Raw genomic sequence first — 14316 nt, forward strand, 5'->3', positions numbered from 1 at the left:
CGACCTACACCGGCCGCTTTTGCCTGGCGATGCTCGCCGCCAGCATGTCGAACAAGGTGCGTGACGCCGGCGGCATCGCGTGCTGGTGCTTGCTGATCAGGCCCAGCGTGCGTTTCACGGCAGGGTTGACCAACGGCACGCCGACCACCATGCTTTGCCGTTCCGGCAGGATCGACAGCGCGGGCACCGCCGCCACGCCCAGGCCCGACTCCACCAGCGCCAGCACGCCTGACACGTGGTTGATCTCGCACGAGATCCACGGATGTTTTTCCACGCCGGACAGCGCGGCATCGAGCACGCTGCGGTTGCCGCTTGACTTGGCCACCGCGATATAGCGTTCATTGACGGTATCCTTCCAGCTCAGCTTCTTGCGTTTGGCCAGCGGATGATCGTGCCGCATCGCCAGCACATAGCTCTCGACATAGATGGGCTGGAAATGGATTTCCGGGTTTTCGGCGCCCGTAAAACAGATGCCGAAATCCGCCTCGCCGGCCAGCACGAGGTTGAGCACGTCCTGCGCGCTTTCGTCATGCACGCGCACGCGAATTTTCGGAAACTGCGTGCTGAAGCGCTTGAGCACGTCGGGCAAGAAATGCCACACGGCCGATGGCACGCAGGCGAATGTCACCGTGCCGGTGCGGTGCGCGGCCAGGTCGGCCACCCCCAGCACGGCGTCTTCGAGGCCATTGAGCGCATCGCGCACGTTCACCAGGAATACCTGCCCGATATTGGTCAGCTGCACGCGCCGGGTGGTGCGTTCGAACAGCCTGACCCCCAGCGCATCTTCCAGTTTTTCAATCCGGCGGCTGAGCGCCGGCTGCGAGATGAACAGATCGGCGGCGGCCTGGCGAAAGCTGTTGCGCTCGGCCACGGCGACAAAGGCCTGCAGATCGTGGAGATCGTAATTGATGCGCTGCATGCATTAATCCCTGGAAAAATTGCAATTATCAAATTATGCCACTTCAACGATGATGGGCCATTCATCATCGGAGGAGACAAGATGTTTCAACATAAGCTGGTGCGGCGCTCCGCACCCATGCTGGCCGGCCTGATGCTGCTGGCCACCGGCGCGGCGCACGCCGCCGAGATCCGCGTGGTCAGCTCGGGCGGTTTCGCCCAGGCCTACAAAAACCTGGCGCCCGCCTACGAGCGCGCCAGCGGCGACCATCTGCTGTCCGAATGGGGGCCGTCGATGGGCACCACCAACCATGCCATTCCCGCGCGGCTGGCGCGTGGCGAACAGATCGACGTCGTCATCATGGTCGGCGATGCGCTCGACAAGCTGATGCGGGAAGGCCGCCTGGTGCCCGGCAGCAAGGTGGTGCTGGCGAACTCGCCGATTGCCTGCGCGGTGCGCCACGGCGCGCCCATGCCCGACATCAGCACCACCGAGGGCCTGCGCAGCGCCTTCCTGCAGGCAAACAAGGTGGCTTATTCGGACAGCGCCAGCGGCGAATACATCGAGCAGCAGCTGATGCACAAGCTGGAGATCACGCAGCAGATGCAGGGCAAGGCCGCGAAAATTCCCGCCACCCCGGTCGGCGAGATCATCGCCCACGGCCAGGCCGATTTCGGCTGCCAGCAGCGCAGCGAACTGATGCCGGTCGCAGGCATCGATATCGTCGGACTGCTGCCGGCGGAGGTGCAGCTGATGACCGAGTTTTCAGCCGCGCTGGTGCGTGACGCCAGGCAGCCGGAAGCCGGACGCGCCCTGCTGCGCTTCCTCGCCGCGCCGGCCAACGCCGGCGCAATCGAGGCCACCGGCCTGCTGCCGGCAGCGGCGGCACGCAGCGCAAGCACGCACTAACCACCTCCCTTCATCATTGATCATCAGGTAAACCATGGCCATTCCATCGACCGCCACACCCGACATCGCGTCGGTCGCGCCGCAAGAACCGCTGCGCGCGCCCTCGCGCATCGGCACCGTCATCCGCGTGACGAGCGGAAACTTCATCGAAATGTACGATTTTTTCCTGTTCGGCTTTTACGCGACGTATATTTCCAGGGCGTTCTTCCCCGCCACCAGCGAATTCGCCGGGCTCATGATGACCTTCGCCACCTTCGGCGCGGGCTTTTTCATGCGCCCGCTGGGCGCCATCCTGCTCGGCAGCTATATCGACCGTATCGGCCGGCGCAAGGGCCTGGTGCTGACCCTGGCCATCATGGCTTCCGGCACGGCGCTGATCGCCTTCGTGCCAGCTTACGCCACCATCGGCCTGCTGGCGCCGTTGCTGGTGCTGACCGGGCGTTTGCTGCAAGGCTTCTCGGCTGGCGTCGAGCTGGGCGGCGTATCGGTGTATCTGTCCGAGATGGCGACACCCGGCAACAAGGGTTTTTACGTCAGCTGGCAATCGGCCAGCCAGCAGGTGGCCGTGATCTTCTCGGCCGCGCTGGGCTATTTCCTGAACCAGACCCTGAGCCCTGCCTTCATCGCGGACTGGGGCTGGCGCATCCCGTTCTTCATCGGCTGCTCGATCATCCCGGTGGTGTTCTACATCCGCAGCTCGCTGCAGGAGACCGAGGCCTACCTGGCGCGCAAGTCGCATCCGACCTTCCGGCAAATGATCAAGACCATCAGCCTGAACTGGCCGCTGGTGGTCACCGGCGCGATGCTGATCGTGCTGACGACGGTGGCCTTCTACCTGATCACCGTCTACACGCCGACCTTCGGCAAGAGCGTGCTCAAACTGAGCACCGAAGACAGCCTGCTCGTCACGCTGTGCATCGGCCTGTCAAACTTCATCTGGCTGCCGGTGATGGGCGCGCTATCCGACCGCATCGGACGCTGGCCGATCATGGCGGCATGCGCCGCGCTGACCATGCTGACGGCGTATCCGTCCCTGTCCTGGCTGGTCAACCATCCCAGCTTCGACCATATGCTGATGGTCGAGTTGTGGCTGTCTTTTCTCTATGGCAGCTACAACGGCGCCACCATCGTCGCGCTGACGGAAATCATCCCGGCCAGCGTGCGCACCACCGGTTTCTCGCTGGCCTACAGCCTGGCCACCGCGCTGTTCGGCGGCCTGACACCGCTGGTGTCGACCTTGCTGATCGAGGGCACCGGCGACAAGGCGGCGCCAGGCTACTGGATGGCCGGCGCCGGCGCCATCAGCCTGCTGGCCACGTGGCTGATCTATCGCGGCATCGTCAAGGAACGCCATCCGGCCGCGGCCTGATGCACCGCATCCGGCAACACCCGCTCCCCGTCTTTTTTTGGCGGGGGCCAAGAAAATGGCCCTCTGATGGTCTTGCCGGACAAATCGGTGCCGGAAGGCGTGGCGCGCAACCGTTTCCATTTCCCCGAGGAGATGGGCGACGACCTGTATATCAGGGTCATCAACGGCGGCACCGGGATGTTCAACACGCCCGACACCAGCCAGCTGCCGGCGCGGCCGCTGGCCATTTCCGGCCCTCAGGCCGCTTGCGCCACCTGCGTCAGCAGTGCCGTCACTTCGTCCAGCATCACCGGCTTGGTCAGGTGATGCGCCATGCCGGCATGCCGGCTGCGCGCGCGGTCGTCTTCCGTGCCCCAGCCGCTCAGCGCCACCAGGCATGCCTGGTTCAAGGCAGGGTGCGCCCGCAAGTCGCGCGCCAGATCAAAACCGTTCAGATGGGGCATGCCGAGATCGAGAAATACCAGGTCGGGCTGGAATGCCAGCGCGGCCGCGACGGCCTTTGGCGCTTCCAGCACCACGCTGCTGGCATGGCCCAGTTGATCGAGCAGCAACGCCAGCATGTGCGCCGCATCCGCATTGTCGTCGACCACCAGGATGCGCAGGGCGCGCGCCGGCATCAGCGTGGCGTGTGCGCCATCGCCGGCCGCATCCGGCGCCATCTCGGCGAGCATCGGCAGGCGCACGGTAAATACCGCACCGCCACCCTCGCCCGGGCTGGCCACCTCGATGCTGCCGTCATGCATTTCGGCCAGCTGTTTTGCCAGCGCCAGGCCGACGCCCAGCCCGCCTTGCGAACGCTCCATGCCGGAATCGACCTGGGTAAACAGCTCGAAAATGCCGGACAACATCGCCGCCGAATGCCGATGCCCGTATCGCGGACATGGATCAGCACTTCCCGGCCAGCGGTTTCCACCGCCAGCGCGATCCTGCCGCCAGGCGGCGTATATTTGGCCGCATTGTTGAGAAGATTGCTGACGATCTGGGCCAGGCGCGTCAGGTCGGCATCGAGCCACACGGCCTGCTCGGGAACGGTGACCGTGAACTGATGACGGGCGGCATCGATCAGGGGGCGGCTGGTATCGATGGCGCTATGGATGACAGCGTCGAGCGCGATGCGCGCGCGCTTGAGCGTGACCATGCCGCGGCTGATGCGCGAAACGTCGAGCAGGTCATCGATGATGCGCACCATGTGGCCCAGCTGGCGCTCCATCATCGTCAGGATGCGCGGCGCCTGCTCGGGCTTGCCGATCCGGAGGATGGACAAGCCGGTCTGGATCGGCGCCAGCGGGTTGCGCAGCTCATGCGCCAGCGTCGCCAGGAATTCATTCTTGTAGCGGTCGGCCTCGACCAGCCGGCTGGCATGGTTGCGCAGGGCCTCGGCCGAGGTATTGCGTTCGATAAGGTCGGCGGCCTGGCGCGCCACGATGTCGAGCAGGCGCAGGTCGCGCTCCGGCGGCTGGTGGCAATGCGTCCAGTGGGTGGTGATCATGCCGACCAGCCGGCCATCGCGCGTCAACAGCGGCGTCGATTGGGCCGAGCGTACACCCGCCTTGCGAAACGCGGCCAGGTCGTCGCTGCCGGCGATGAAGTCGCAGTCTTCGAAGTCCGGCACGATCACCCGCTGGCCCAGGTCGAGCGCCCTGCCGCAGGTGGTGGCCCGTCCCGGATAGACCCACTGCCAGAAGGCGACCGCTTCCTCCTTGAGACCGACATTGGCGATCATCTGCAGTTCGCCACGCAAGGGATCGTAGCGCTGCATGCTGCCGAAATCGGAACGCATGATGACCGTGGCGGCCTCCACCAGATGCTGGTACAGTTCGCCGACGCTGTCCTCATCGATCAGCATGGCGCTGACGCCATGCAGCAAACGCGCATCGAACAGCTCCGCTTCCAGTTCCCGCTTTTGCGCCTCGGCCAGGACCAGCTGCTGGCTCAGTTCGGCCACGCGCAATTCCAGCGCCTGCTCCGAACCGCGCAAATCCGGTGCCTCACGATAGACGACGCTACTGTTCAACATATTTTTCCTTTCGCACCAGTAAATGGTGCCAGCCTCGATTATAGCGGCTGCTGCGGCGCGCCATTCAAGCCTCAGGGATAGCCGGGCCGGCGCATCCGGAACAGGCTGTCCGCCCTGACTTCAAAATAATCGGCCGGACCGCCACCGCGCAAGATCGGTGCGGCCGCCGCCGTGTCGTACACGCCATCGACGAGCAGATGGCGCGCGATATGCACGCCCACCACCTCGCCCAGCACCAGCCAGCTGCCGACACCGTCGCCATTGAGGCCCTGCAGTTCGATGATCTGCGTGCGTCGGCATTCGAACGACACCGGACTCTCCAGCACGCGCGGCACATTGACGATGCGCGAGGCAAGCGGCGTCAGGCCGGCCAGCGCGAATTCGTCCACTTCCGGCGGCGCCGCCGCACAGCTGGCGTTCATCGCCTCGGCCAGCGGCCGCGTGGCCAGGTTCCACACGAACTCGCCGTTTTCCTCGATATTGCGCAAGGTGTCCTTGCGGCCGATACTGGCAAAGCCGATCAGCGGCGGCGTGTAATTGAAGGCATTGAAAAAGCTGTAGGGCGCCAGGTTGAGCACGCCGGCATTGCTGCGCGTGGCGATCCAGCCGATGGGACGCGGCCCGACGATGGCGTTGAAGGGATCGTGCGGCAGGCCGTGGCCCTGCGCAGGTTCGTAAAAATGGCGATCGTCGGTCATGCAATTCCTGTCGTGTGTAATGGGGGCCGGAACGACAGCTTAACAAAATCACCGCCCGGGCGCGTATGGCGCTACCTCGGGTGGCGCCATACGCACACTGTGCGAAAGCGGTTTACAGCGTTGTTGCAAATTTGCATACTGGTGGCACCTTACTTCTGGGAAACATGAAACAGATGAGCACCGTCACTGCGCAAGATCACTTTGTTTTCCAGCGGCGCCGTCAGAGCCGGACCATCGCCGCCCTGGCCGTCTTGCACCTGGCGCTGTTCTGGGCGGTCACGCGGCCAGTACACCAGCGCGTGGAACACGACGGACGCATCTGGCTGCAGCTGATGCCGCCACTGCCGCCAACGAGAGAATCTGTTGCGCCTGCTGAACCCAAGTCCGAGCCTGCGCCGCCGCCCCTGCCGGTGTTCCGTGCCGATCCTGCCATCACGCCATCTGCACCCAAGGCCGCACCTGCCCCCACACCGCAAGACGACGCCCTGCCAGCCGAAGCGGCGCCGGCGGCACCCAGGGCCAGTACCCTTACCCTGGCAGAGCAGGCCCGGCAAGCGGCCGGCGCCATCGACCGCCAGCTGCGCGCCGAACATCCGCAGGAGTTCGTCGCGCCGGCCGATACGCCGCAGACGCGCCTGGCGAAAGGCTTCGCGGAAGCGCATGCGGCGGTCAAGCCAAAATGGCATGAGGCGGCCCGCATCGAGCTGTGGAGCGCACCGAACGACCCCAAGCGCATCTACCGCGTCATCACGGCGGCCGGCGAATACTGCATCTACCTGCCCGACAAGGGCAGCATGTCGCTGAACCTCAGCGCCAGGTCCGGCCATGCCAGTTTTGGCGAAGGCAGGGCGGCGCCCTGTCCGATCAGGTTTTAAGCGTCATGCTCCTGCGGGGTGGCCGCATATTGCTGCGCCCAGGCATGCGCTCCGGCCACATCCATCTGCAAGCTGGCATAGGATTTTTTCAGCAAGTGCTCGGGCAGCGCCCAGTCCCATTTTTCCCTGCGCAGATTGAAGGCGCCCGCCAGCAGTTTCTGCGCGTCAGGCGGCGGCTGGCTGGCAAACGCCCGCAGACATTGCGCGATCCTCTGCTGGCCGGTCTCCTTGGCGAAAATCTCGATCGCAGGTCCCGATACCGAGACGCTCAAGCCGGCCTTGCGCAGCACTGCGGCCAGCGCTTCGTTCTGTTTGTCGCCTAGCCAGGTCAGCAGATAGATATTGCTTCCCATGCTCAGCATCACACGTTGATCCAGGCGACAACGCGCATAGCTGTCGCGCCCCTCCTGCAGCAAGAGAACGGCAGCGGCATCGAGAAAATGCGGCACCGCGGTGCCACGGTACAGGTCGCGCATGCGTTCCCTGATCTTGGCATGCCGGTGCCCTTTGCCGCCGGTAAACACCGGCGCCTTGCCGATCGATGTCTTGCTGACCAAAATGGTTTTACCGTCGTCGTCGATTGTCTCGACACGCCAGGTTTTTCCTGCAAACACGATGTAGTCACCGATCGATACGCTGCTCGACACCGGCAGGGAACCCAGCACGCGGCTATCGCAGACCACGCGATATTCTTCTTCCGCCGCAAACGCGGCATAAAAAGAATAGTGATTGACGATGCGCTCGCCTTTTGCCCCATGCAGCAGCACACCGGATGCGTCCTGCTGTATCAGTTCGAGCTTGCCCATATGGCGCAACATATCGAGAAAATCAGCTTTGTCCAAGGCGGGAAAGGGACCTTGCACACACAGCGTACGATAGGCGTCACCAGCCTGTACGCCGCCACGCTGGGCAATCAGGGACAGCAGTTGCTGGATCAGGGTTGAAAAGTGCAAGCCATCCGTCTGCGGCGGTTCGACCCACTTGTCTTCCAGCAGGCTGACCATCGCAGCGAACGTAAACAGCCCTGTACGCAACTGCACATCGAGGGTGGAATCCTTCATCAACGCCTGTTCCGTGACATAGCCGCGCAAGATGGCCGGTTCGCCGGGGCGTCGCCCGGAACGACCCAGGCGCTGGCGCATGCTGGCCACCGATGGCGGAGAGCCGATCTGGGCAATGCTTTTGACGGCGCCGATATCGATGCCCAATTCCAGCGTATTGGTGCAAATGGCGGTCGCATGGCTAGCCTTGTTCTTGAGCGCCGCTTCGGTTTCTTCCCGTATGTCACGCGACAGGTTGCCGTGATGCGGCCAGAATTCGTTGGCGATATGCTGCTGCTCGCACAGCCGGCCCAGAGCATGGGCGTATTCCTCGACCAGCCCGCGGGTATTCGGAAAGACCAGGTTGTTCGAACCGCGCAAGGTGTCGAACAAATGACGGACGATGGAACTGGTCGTGACGGCGGCAGCATCCTGCTGCTCTGCCGGCAAATGTGCGGGCTCCACATAGCCCTTGATTTCAAGCTGCAGACGCACAGGATCGGCATTCGAATTGATGGTCTCGACCGCGCCACCACCGCGCAGGCGCAAGAATTCGGCCGCCATGCCAAGATCACCCAAGGTCGCGGACAGGCCGACCCGCACCACCTTGCGCCCCACCGCCAGTTCCATGCGCTGCATCAGCGACTGCAGCTGCTTGCCGCGCTCGCTACCGATAAAGGCATGCAGCTCGTCAACCACGATATAGCGCAGCCTGGCAAACAACTGCGGCACCTGGAAGCCGCGATTGCACAGCATCGCTTCGAGCGATTCCGGCGTAATCAGCACCACGCCCGAGGATTGCTTGAAAAAGCGGTTTTTTGACGACGATGAAATATCGCCATGCCAGGGCCAGACGGGAATCTCCAGCTGTTCGCACAGCCGTTCCAGGCGCATGAACTGGTCATTGATCAGGGCCTTGATCGGACTGATATAGATGCACAGGCCGGTGTCCCGGGTATTGGCCAGCAAATGCGTCAGGATGGGAAAGAAAGCGGCCTCGGTCTTGCCGGCGGCAGTAGCGGCGGCAATCAGCACATCGCGGTCGCAGCCGATCAGCGCCGGAATCGCCCGCTCCTGCGCGTCGCGCAAGACGCTCCATTTTTCTGTCCATATCCAGCGCTGGATGCGTACGTCCAGCAAGCTGAATGCGGTCGATGCGCGCTGTTCGCCGGCGGACACGGTCAGATCCGGAAGCCGGCGAAATCTTCGTCCGCTTCCAGCTGGGCGTCGGCTGCGCCGCCGGTATCGGCAAACACATCGACCTGCTCCAGCAACGCTTGCCAGCGTGCCGACGGATTTTGCTCCAGTACCGCCAGCAAGCCGACAAAGGACGTGATGGTGGTACGCGGCGTCCTGAAATAGGCCTCGCCGACGCGCCTTGCGCAATGCTCCATGAAGGCGTGAATCGCTTCGTCAGGCAGGGCGAATTTCTCGGCCACGCCATATGCATGGACGTTGCGCACTTTTTGCAGCAAGACATAAAAATCTTCGGGGGTCAGGCTGGCCAGGCGCAGCACCGGGCCGCTGTAATCGACCAGGCCCGCCGTGGCAAAGGTATTTTCCGCCAGGCGGCTTTGCAATGCGGGATAGCTGAACAGGCCACGGCGCGGATCTTGCAAAAACTCAGGCGTGCCACCCAGGATAAAACCGAGTCCTTCGGTATTGCCCTGCAAGGTGTCATTCAGGATGCGCAGGATTTGCTCGTAGTTGGCATTGCGCGCGGCGGTATTGGCCAGCTTGTACAAATTGACCAGTTCATCGAGACAGACGACAAAGCCCGTAAAGCCCGCCAGGCGCACGAAGCGCGCAAACAGCTTGAGCTGGTCGTAGAACGAGGCATCGTCGACGATGGCCCGCACGCCCAGCGCCTGGCGCGCTTCGGTCTTGGTATTGAATTCGCCGCGCAGCCAGCGGATGGCGTCGGCCTTCAATTGTTCATTGCCCGTCTCAAAACCTTGGTAATACGCGGCAATCACATCGGCAAAATCAAAGCCATTGACCATCTCCGTCAGGTGTTCAAGCTTCTGGCGTATCACCGTTTCGGTCGCCACGCCCTGCGCCGCCGCTTCGGTTTTCGCCGTCGAGACAAATTTCTCGACGATGCCCGTCATCGCGCCGCCATCCGGCTTGGTGCGTGTGGACAGGTTGCGCATCAATTCGGCATACAGCGAGCGCGCCTGCCCACCCGTGGCATGCAGGCGCCGGTCCGGATTCAGGTCGGCATTGGCAGTGACCAGTTTCTTTTCCATCGCCACGGCGCGTATCAGGTTCAGGAAAAACGTCTTGCCGGAACCATACTCCCCGATCACGAAACGGATCGCCGAGCCACCGTCGACAAGCCGGTCCAGATCGGCCACCAGTGTTTCTATCTCATGCTTGCGGCCCACCTGTATCAAGTGCTGCCCGACGCGTGGCACCACACCGGCACGCAAGGACTGGAGGACGGCATCGCGGTCCCTGGGGCGGATAGGTGGCAAACTCATGGCGCGATTCTTTCGTGGATGTCGGGATTGATGTCAATCGGGTCGTTGCCTTCCGAACAAAGGCAGTCGTAGGCGTCGAGGCAGGCTTCATTGAGATGTTCCAGCGCACCGTCGAGCATCATGTCCAGGCTGCGCGCCAGCGCTTCCAGCTCGCTGCGCGGCCAGGACGAACGGGCCAGGAGCTGGCGCATGAATGCCGTGTGCGCCGCATCGAGCCCGGGCACGCCGCCTGACGCAGGCGTACTGGCAGGCACGATTGCCGCAGGCTCGGGCACGGGGTCATCGACGAAAATATTACCTAGCAAAACGGCCAGTTTTTCGTTATCGCTGTGTAATTGGGCTATACGCGCGATATCGAGCGTGACCACGCCGGCAGGGGGGCGGTCGCATACGGTAGCGTGATTTGTTGCCGGTGCCATTGCGCTGCCGTGCAAGGCAACATACAGTTTTTTACTGTCGACATCGAGAAAGGCATACAGCCGCTCCAGCACGGCTACCTCGGCACGCGGCATATGGGCGGCAGTGCCGGCGATGCGCACGATGAACGCGGCGCACGCTTCGCGCGCCGCCTCTCCAGCGGCCGCCACCTTGCGCCGCATCGCAGTAGGCAGCAGCGGTTCTTGCCGCAGCAATCGCGCACGCGCCATCAGCCTGCGCTGTTGCAACGTTGGCAGTTGCGTCCAGGAGGCTATCTGCGCGTCGAGCACCACCAGTTTTTCATCGCTGAACACGTCGTTGAGCTGCGCCTGCATGATCAGCAGTTCCAGCGCCAGCGTGGCAACCGGGTCTTCCACCGGCGCGCCTTTATCGGGGTGGGCGACGGGCATCAGGAACAGCGCCACGACCTGGTCCCCACCATGCTTGCCCGTCGTCGACAGCTCGGGTTCGGTTGCCACTTGCACCGAGGCCAGGGCATTTACCAGTGTGTTCACTATCTCGCTGCTGAGCACCGCTTGCGCATTAAAACGGCTGGCCAGCGACGCCAACGGCAACGCCATGGCACCATCGGCCAATGCCGTCCTGATATCATGCAGAGCTTGCATTGCCGATGGCGGCCAGATGGCCAGCGGCAAATGCACCAGCGCTTCCAGCGCATGGCGTTGTTCGGGAAAACGCCCGACAAAACGGCTATAAGCGTCGAGTTCGGCTGCGCAAGCATCGACGACTTTTTGCAGGAAATTGACGGGGCCATCCATGGTGCGCACATCAGGAACATCGCCTGTCTCGACAACAATCCCCTCGGTGCCTCGCATGGCATAAGACGCTGGCATATACACGCATTTCAGCCTGGTTGCCGTCGGCCGTATCTTGATACGGTCGCCATGCTTGGCAACATACGTCTTCAGAAAGAGCGCGTGGAATTGTTCAGGGCAACGGATGGCTGCCGTACGCAGCATGATGGACGGCTCGTGCTGCACCCAGGCCCAGGCCAGCTGTACCGGAATCGGCTGCTGGTCGGCCACGGCTTGACCGATGGCGAGACGCAGATACATGGGCATCACGGCGCCGGCAGGAAATTCCGGCATCGCTTGCAGATACAACTGCGGCGGCGCCTGTAACAGGTTGACTATTTCCAGAAAGTCGCTACATTGCCTGTGAAATAACGACGATTTTTTCCCATAATGTTTTAACAGACGCAGCAATTCTTTTGCAATCTGCGGCAACTCCGAAGCAAGTGCCTTGTCGAACTTGTAGTCAAGCAGAACCCGGCGTTCCAGGCCAAAGAAAAACAGCCAGATATTCGCGATATCGGCCTCCGGTCCACTACGTCCGTCAGCCAGCCATTTCAAATAGGCACCGCGAGCGCGCGGTGACACGTCGGAATAATTGGGCCAGTCATTGTGGGTATGCGCCTCGTTGTAATCAGCAAGCAGATCGACCGTTTTCAGGGGATCGATCAGGCAGGGATCCGGCGTGCCATATTGTCCTGGCAAGCGTTCTCCGACGTAAACCATGCCTGAAGGAATCGATAAACCGGCAACGGTGACCGCATCATTGCGTGCAAACCAGCGCGCCATGATTGGCTCGGCAGGTGGCGGGGGAATGCGAAAGCCGGCAGCCTCGGAAGAAGAATGCGCGTCATCTGAACTGTATTGCACCATCGATGTCGCCTTGCTCTCGTTAGTGGTTGTTTCTTCCAGCACGCCTGCCGTGCCAGATGCCGCGCATGTCGCACTGATTGTTTTCAACACTTCATCTTGCTCAAATAAAGCGCCATGCTCGCTGGCCCGACGAATCCGATATCGCAGATAAACATACAGTATGCCGGCACACACTGAAATCAGCCCTGCCAGTCTTCCGAAGAACAGCATCAGGAAGACGACAACAATGCCAGCCACCAACGCCAAATAAAAGAGCAAGCCGTGCTGTCGAAAATGCATCAACCGGCTCCCCGTATCCAATCGCGAGTTTCTGGAATTACCTAATTGTTATTTCCAAATGCTAACATGAGTTCGGCAACTTCATGACAGCAATCAATATGCTAGGCTGGCGCAGTATGCAGCTCACGGCACCGCTGCCGCATTGAGCGTCAACTCCATCAGCGCCCCTTTTTCCCACGAGCCTATGGCCACCAATGGCGTACCCGGCAAGAACGCCAGCGCACACGGATAGATGAAAGCCAGCTCCTGCCGCAGTGCCAGTCCGGGCCAGCCATAAAACTCCAGCTTGCCCTTGCCGATGCGCCCTACCGTATCGCCGTCGGGTGACCAGCACAGCGTATTGCCGGTGCCGCCGCCCTGCCCGGCGGGCGTGCTGGCCAACTGCCGGCCATCGGCCAGCGCAAACACCGACAGCTGTTCGAGGCCGTCAACGCGGTGCAGCGCCGCCAGGTAGCGGCCATCGGTCGAAGCGGCAATCGAGCTCAGGCCAGCCAGCGACAGCACGGTGCGGCCGGCGCCGGCCTGCAGGGGCCATTCCCATACGGTGACATAATCGGGCGGCTGCGCCTGCCCTTCTTCCACCGATTTCACGCCGTGCAGGACCAGCAGGCGCTGGCCGCCGTCGATGGCGCTCACGCCGCGCAGCATTTCGCCGCGATGCTCGTGCGCGAAGACGACCTCGCCGGTAGCCGCTTCCCGTACCTGCAGGCGGCCGTTCCAGCCGCCGTCGGCGAGGTATTGTCCGCACGGCGACCAGGCCGGGCCGCTGCCTTCGCCATCCTGCTTGTTGCGGAAGTTGACGATCACGTCGCCCGACGCCGCATCGACCACCGCCATCAGGCCGGTGGTGCTTTTCACGGCCAGCCGGCCGCCATCCGGCGAAAACGCCATGGCCGAGCAATGGGGCACCGGCTTGCCGCGCCACAGCTTCTGGCGCGCCGCCACGTCCCACAGGATCAGGTCGTGGCCGAGCACGGCCAGGCGCGTGCCGTCGGGCGAAAACCGCACGCTGTAGGCGCAGCCCAGGTTCAGCGGTTTCACCTTCATGGGCGATCCAGGCGATACACGACGCTGTCGAGGTCGTAGTGTTTTTCCATGCCTGTGTAGCGCATGCCCAAGCGTGTCATGACCTTGATCGATGCGGCGTTATCGGGGTGGGCCACGGCGACCACGAACGGTGCGCCAACCACCTTGAAGGCATGGTCGACGATGGTGGCGGCCGCTTCGCTGGCATATCCCTTGCCCCATCCCGCGCGTGCCAGGCGCCAGCCGATTTCGTGCGGCTGCGCCTTGTCGCCGCCGATGTGCTGCAAACAGGCCAGGCCGACCATGACGTCGTCATCCTTGCGCATCAGGGCCCACCACGAATAGCCCCACTCGCTCCAGCGCCCCATGATGCGGGCGACGGCGGCGCGCGTGTGCTCTTCCGTCTCGGGCTGGCCGGCGTTGAGGTAAGTCATCACCTCGGTATCCGAGTTCATGGCGTGCATGGCCTCGTAATGTGCTTCGGTGACGGGTTCGAGGCGCAGGCGCGCCGTATGCAGGATGGTCATGCGCAATTCCTTCAGGCGAAAAAAAACTAGGTCAGCACATTTAGCTCATCGCACAGTTTCTCCAGTCCCGCCAGATAGTGGGCGGGATCCTTG

The 14316-nt window shown here is 62.7% G+C and carries 12 protein-coding genes and 1 pseudogene; 4 read left to right on the top strand and 9 right to left on the bottom strand.

Translation table 11 applies throughout. From position 1 onward, the window contains the following. Nucleotides 1-4: 4 nt before the first annotated feature. The gene (locus ACP7B7_RS29825; RefSeq protein ID WP_426079096.1) at nt 5-919 is read right to left on the bottom strand and encodes a LysR family transcriptional regulator; all 915 of its coding nucleotides are present in this window, start codon (nt 917-919) and stop codon (nt 5-7) included. Between the two features lie 81 nt (nt 920-1000). Here ACP7B7_RS29825 and ACP7B7_RS29830 point away from each other — a divergent pair, with 81 nt between their 5' ends. From ACP7B7_RS29830 to ACP7B7_RS29840, 3 genes are all read left to right on the top strand, one after another. Beyond that, entirely contained in the window at nt 1001-1807 is an 807-nt protein-coding gene (locus ACP7B7_RS29830) for a substrate-binding domain-containing protein (protein WP_308925313.1), read from the top strand. A 34-nt stretch (nt 1808-1841) separates the two neighbouring features. Further along, on the top strand, nt 1842-3176 hold the full coding sequence (locus tag ACP7B7_RS29835; RefSeq protein ID WP_308925312.1) for an MFS transporter: 1335 nt from the start codon (nt 1842-1844) through the stop codon (nt 3174-3176). A gap of 66 nt (nt 3177-3242) precedes the next feature. Further along, a complete protein-coding gene (locus tag ACP7B7_RS29840) occupies nt 3243-3482 on the top strand; it encodes a hypothetical protein (RefSeq protein WP_308925311.1) in 240 nt (79 codons plus the stop codon). Here the strand turns inward: ACP7B7_RS29840 and ACP7B7_RS29845 are convergent. The 3 genes and pseudogenes from ACP7B7_RS29845 to ACP7B7_RS29855 form a co-directional block, all read right to left on the bottom strand. Then, on the bottom strand, nt 3413-3859 hold the full coding sequence (locus tag ACP7B7_RS29845) for a response regulator (RefSeq protein ID WP_426079100.1): 447 nt from the start codon (nt 3857-3859) through the stop codon (nt 3413-3415). The two genes, ACP7B7_RS29840 and ACP7B7_RS29845, sit on opposite strands and share 70 nt — an antisense overlap. Before the next feature lie 45 nt (nt 3860-3904). Then, nucleotides 3905-5193, bottom strand: a pseudogene (locus ACP7B7_RS29850) (ATP-binding protein); the annotation flags it as partial. 71 nt (nt 5194-5264) lie between these two features. Next, nucleotides 5265-5891, bottom strand: coding sequence for a flavin reductase family protein (locus tag ACP7B7_RS29855; RefSeq protein ID WP_308925309.1), 627 nt, complete (start codon nt 5889-5891; stop codon nt 5265-5267). A 173-nt stretch (nt 5892-6064) separates the two neighbouring features. On the opposite strand from ACP7B7_RS29855, the gene ACP7B7_RS29860 reads away from it, so the two are divergent. Beyond that, the gene (locus ACP7B7_RS29860; protein WP_308925308.1) at nt 6065-6766 is read left to right on the top strand and encodes a hypothetical protein; all 702 of its coding nucleotides are present in this window, start codon (nt 6065-6067) and stop codon (nt 6764-6766) included. Here ACP7B7_RS29860 and ACP7B7_RS29865 read toward each other — a convergent pair. The 5 genes from ACP7B7_RS29865 to ACP7B7_RS29885 all read right to left on the bottom strand — a co-directional run bounded on the left by ACP7B7_RS29865 (nt 6763) and on the right by ACP7B7_RS29885 (nt 14223). Then, entirely contained in the window at nt 6763-8985 is a 2223-nt protein-coding gene (locus ACP7B7_RS29865) for a DEAD/DEAH box helicase (protein WP_308925307.1), read from the bottom strand. The genes ACP7B7_RS29860 and ACP7B7_RS29865 overlap by 4 nt on opposite strands. 2 nt (nt 8986-8987) lie before the next feature. Next, nucleotides 8988-10289, bottom strand: a complete 1302-nt coding sequence (locus ACP7B7_RS29870; RefSeq protein WP_374694270.1) for an ATP-binding protein — start codon at nt 10287-10289, stop codon at nt 8988-8990. Beyond that, a complete protein-coding gene (locus tag ACP7B7_RS29875) occupies nt 10286-12670 on the bottom strand; it encodes a TerB N-terminal domain-containing protein (RefSeq protein ID WP_426079097.1) in 2385 nt (794 codons plus the stop codon). Before ACP7B7_RS29875 ends, ACP7B7_RS29870 begins: the two co-directional genes overlap by 4 nt. 123 nt (nt 12671-12793) lie before the next feature. Beyond that, entirely contained in the window at nt 12794-13717 is a 924-nt protein-coding gene (locus tag ACP7B7_RS29880; protein ID WP_426079098.1) for a WD40 repeat domain-containing protein, read from the bottom strand. Further along, a complete protein-coding gene (locus ACP7B7_RS29885; RefSeq protein WP_426079099.1) occupies nt 13714-14223 on the bottom strand; it encodes a GNAT family N-acetyltransferase in 510 nt (169 codons plus the stop codon). Before ACP7B7_RS29885 ends, ACP7B7_RS29880 begins: the two co-directional genes overlap by 4 nt. Between the last annotated feature and the right edge of the window lie 93 nt (nt 14224-14316).

Source organism: Janthinobacterium sp. PSPC3-1 (genome assembly GCF_049896105.1).
In the GTDB taxonomy this organism is placed as follows: Bacteria; Pseudomonadota; Gammaproteobacteria; order Burkholderiales; family Burkholderiaceae_D; genus Janthinobacterium.

What these genes read in the sequence shown, in the direction of transcription:
- ACP7B7_RS29880 (WP_426079098.1), bottom strand. Translation starts at nt 13,717, where the DNA reads ATGAAGGTGAAACCGCTGAACCTGGGCTGCGCCTACAGCGTGCGGTTT.
- ACP7B7_RS29835 (WP_308925312.1), top strand. Translation starts at nt 1,842, where the DNA reads ATGGCCATTCCATCGACCGCCACACCCGACATCGCGTCGGTCGCGCCG.
- ACP7B7_RS29870 (WP_374694270.1), bottom strand. Translation starts at nt 10,289, where the DNA reads ATGAGTTTGCCACCTATCCGCCCCAGGGACCGCGATGCCGTCCTCCAG.
- ACP7B7_RS29830 (WP_308925313.1), top strand. Translation starts at nt 1,001, where the DNA reads ATGTTTCAACATAAGCTGGTGCGGCGCTCCGCACCCATGCTGGCCGGC.
- ACP7B7_RS29885 (WP_426079099.1), bottom strand. Translation starts at nt 14,223, where the DNA reads ATGACCATCCTGCATACGGCGCGCCTGCGCCTCGAACCCGTCACCGAA.
- ACP7B7_RS29875 (WP_426079097.1), bottom strand. Translation starts at nt 12,670, where the DNA reads ATGCATTTTCGACAGCACGGCTTGCTCTTTTATTTGGCGTTGGTGGCT.
- ACP7B7_RS29840 (WP_308925311.1), top strand. Translation starts at nt 3,243, where the DNA reads ATGGTCTTGCCGGACAAATCGGTGCCGGAAGGCGTGGCGCGCAACCGT.
- ACP7B7_RS29825 (WP_426079096.1), bottom strand. Translation starts at nt 919, where the DNA reads ATGCAGCGCATCAATTACGATCTCCACGATCTGCAGGCCTTTGTCGCC.
- ACP7B7_RS29855 (WP_308925309.1), bottom strand. Translation starts at nt 5,891, where the DNA reads ATGACCGACGATCGCCATTTTTACGAACCTGCGCAGGGCCACGGCCTG.
- ACP7B7_RS29860 (WP_308925308.1), top strand. Translation starts at nt 6,065, where the DNA reads ATGAGCACCGTCACTGCGCAAGATCACTTTGTTTTCCAGCGGCGCCGT.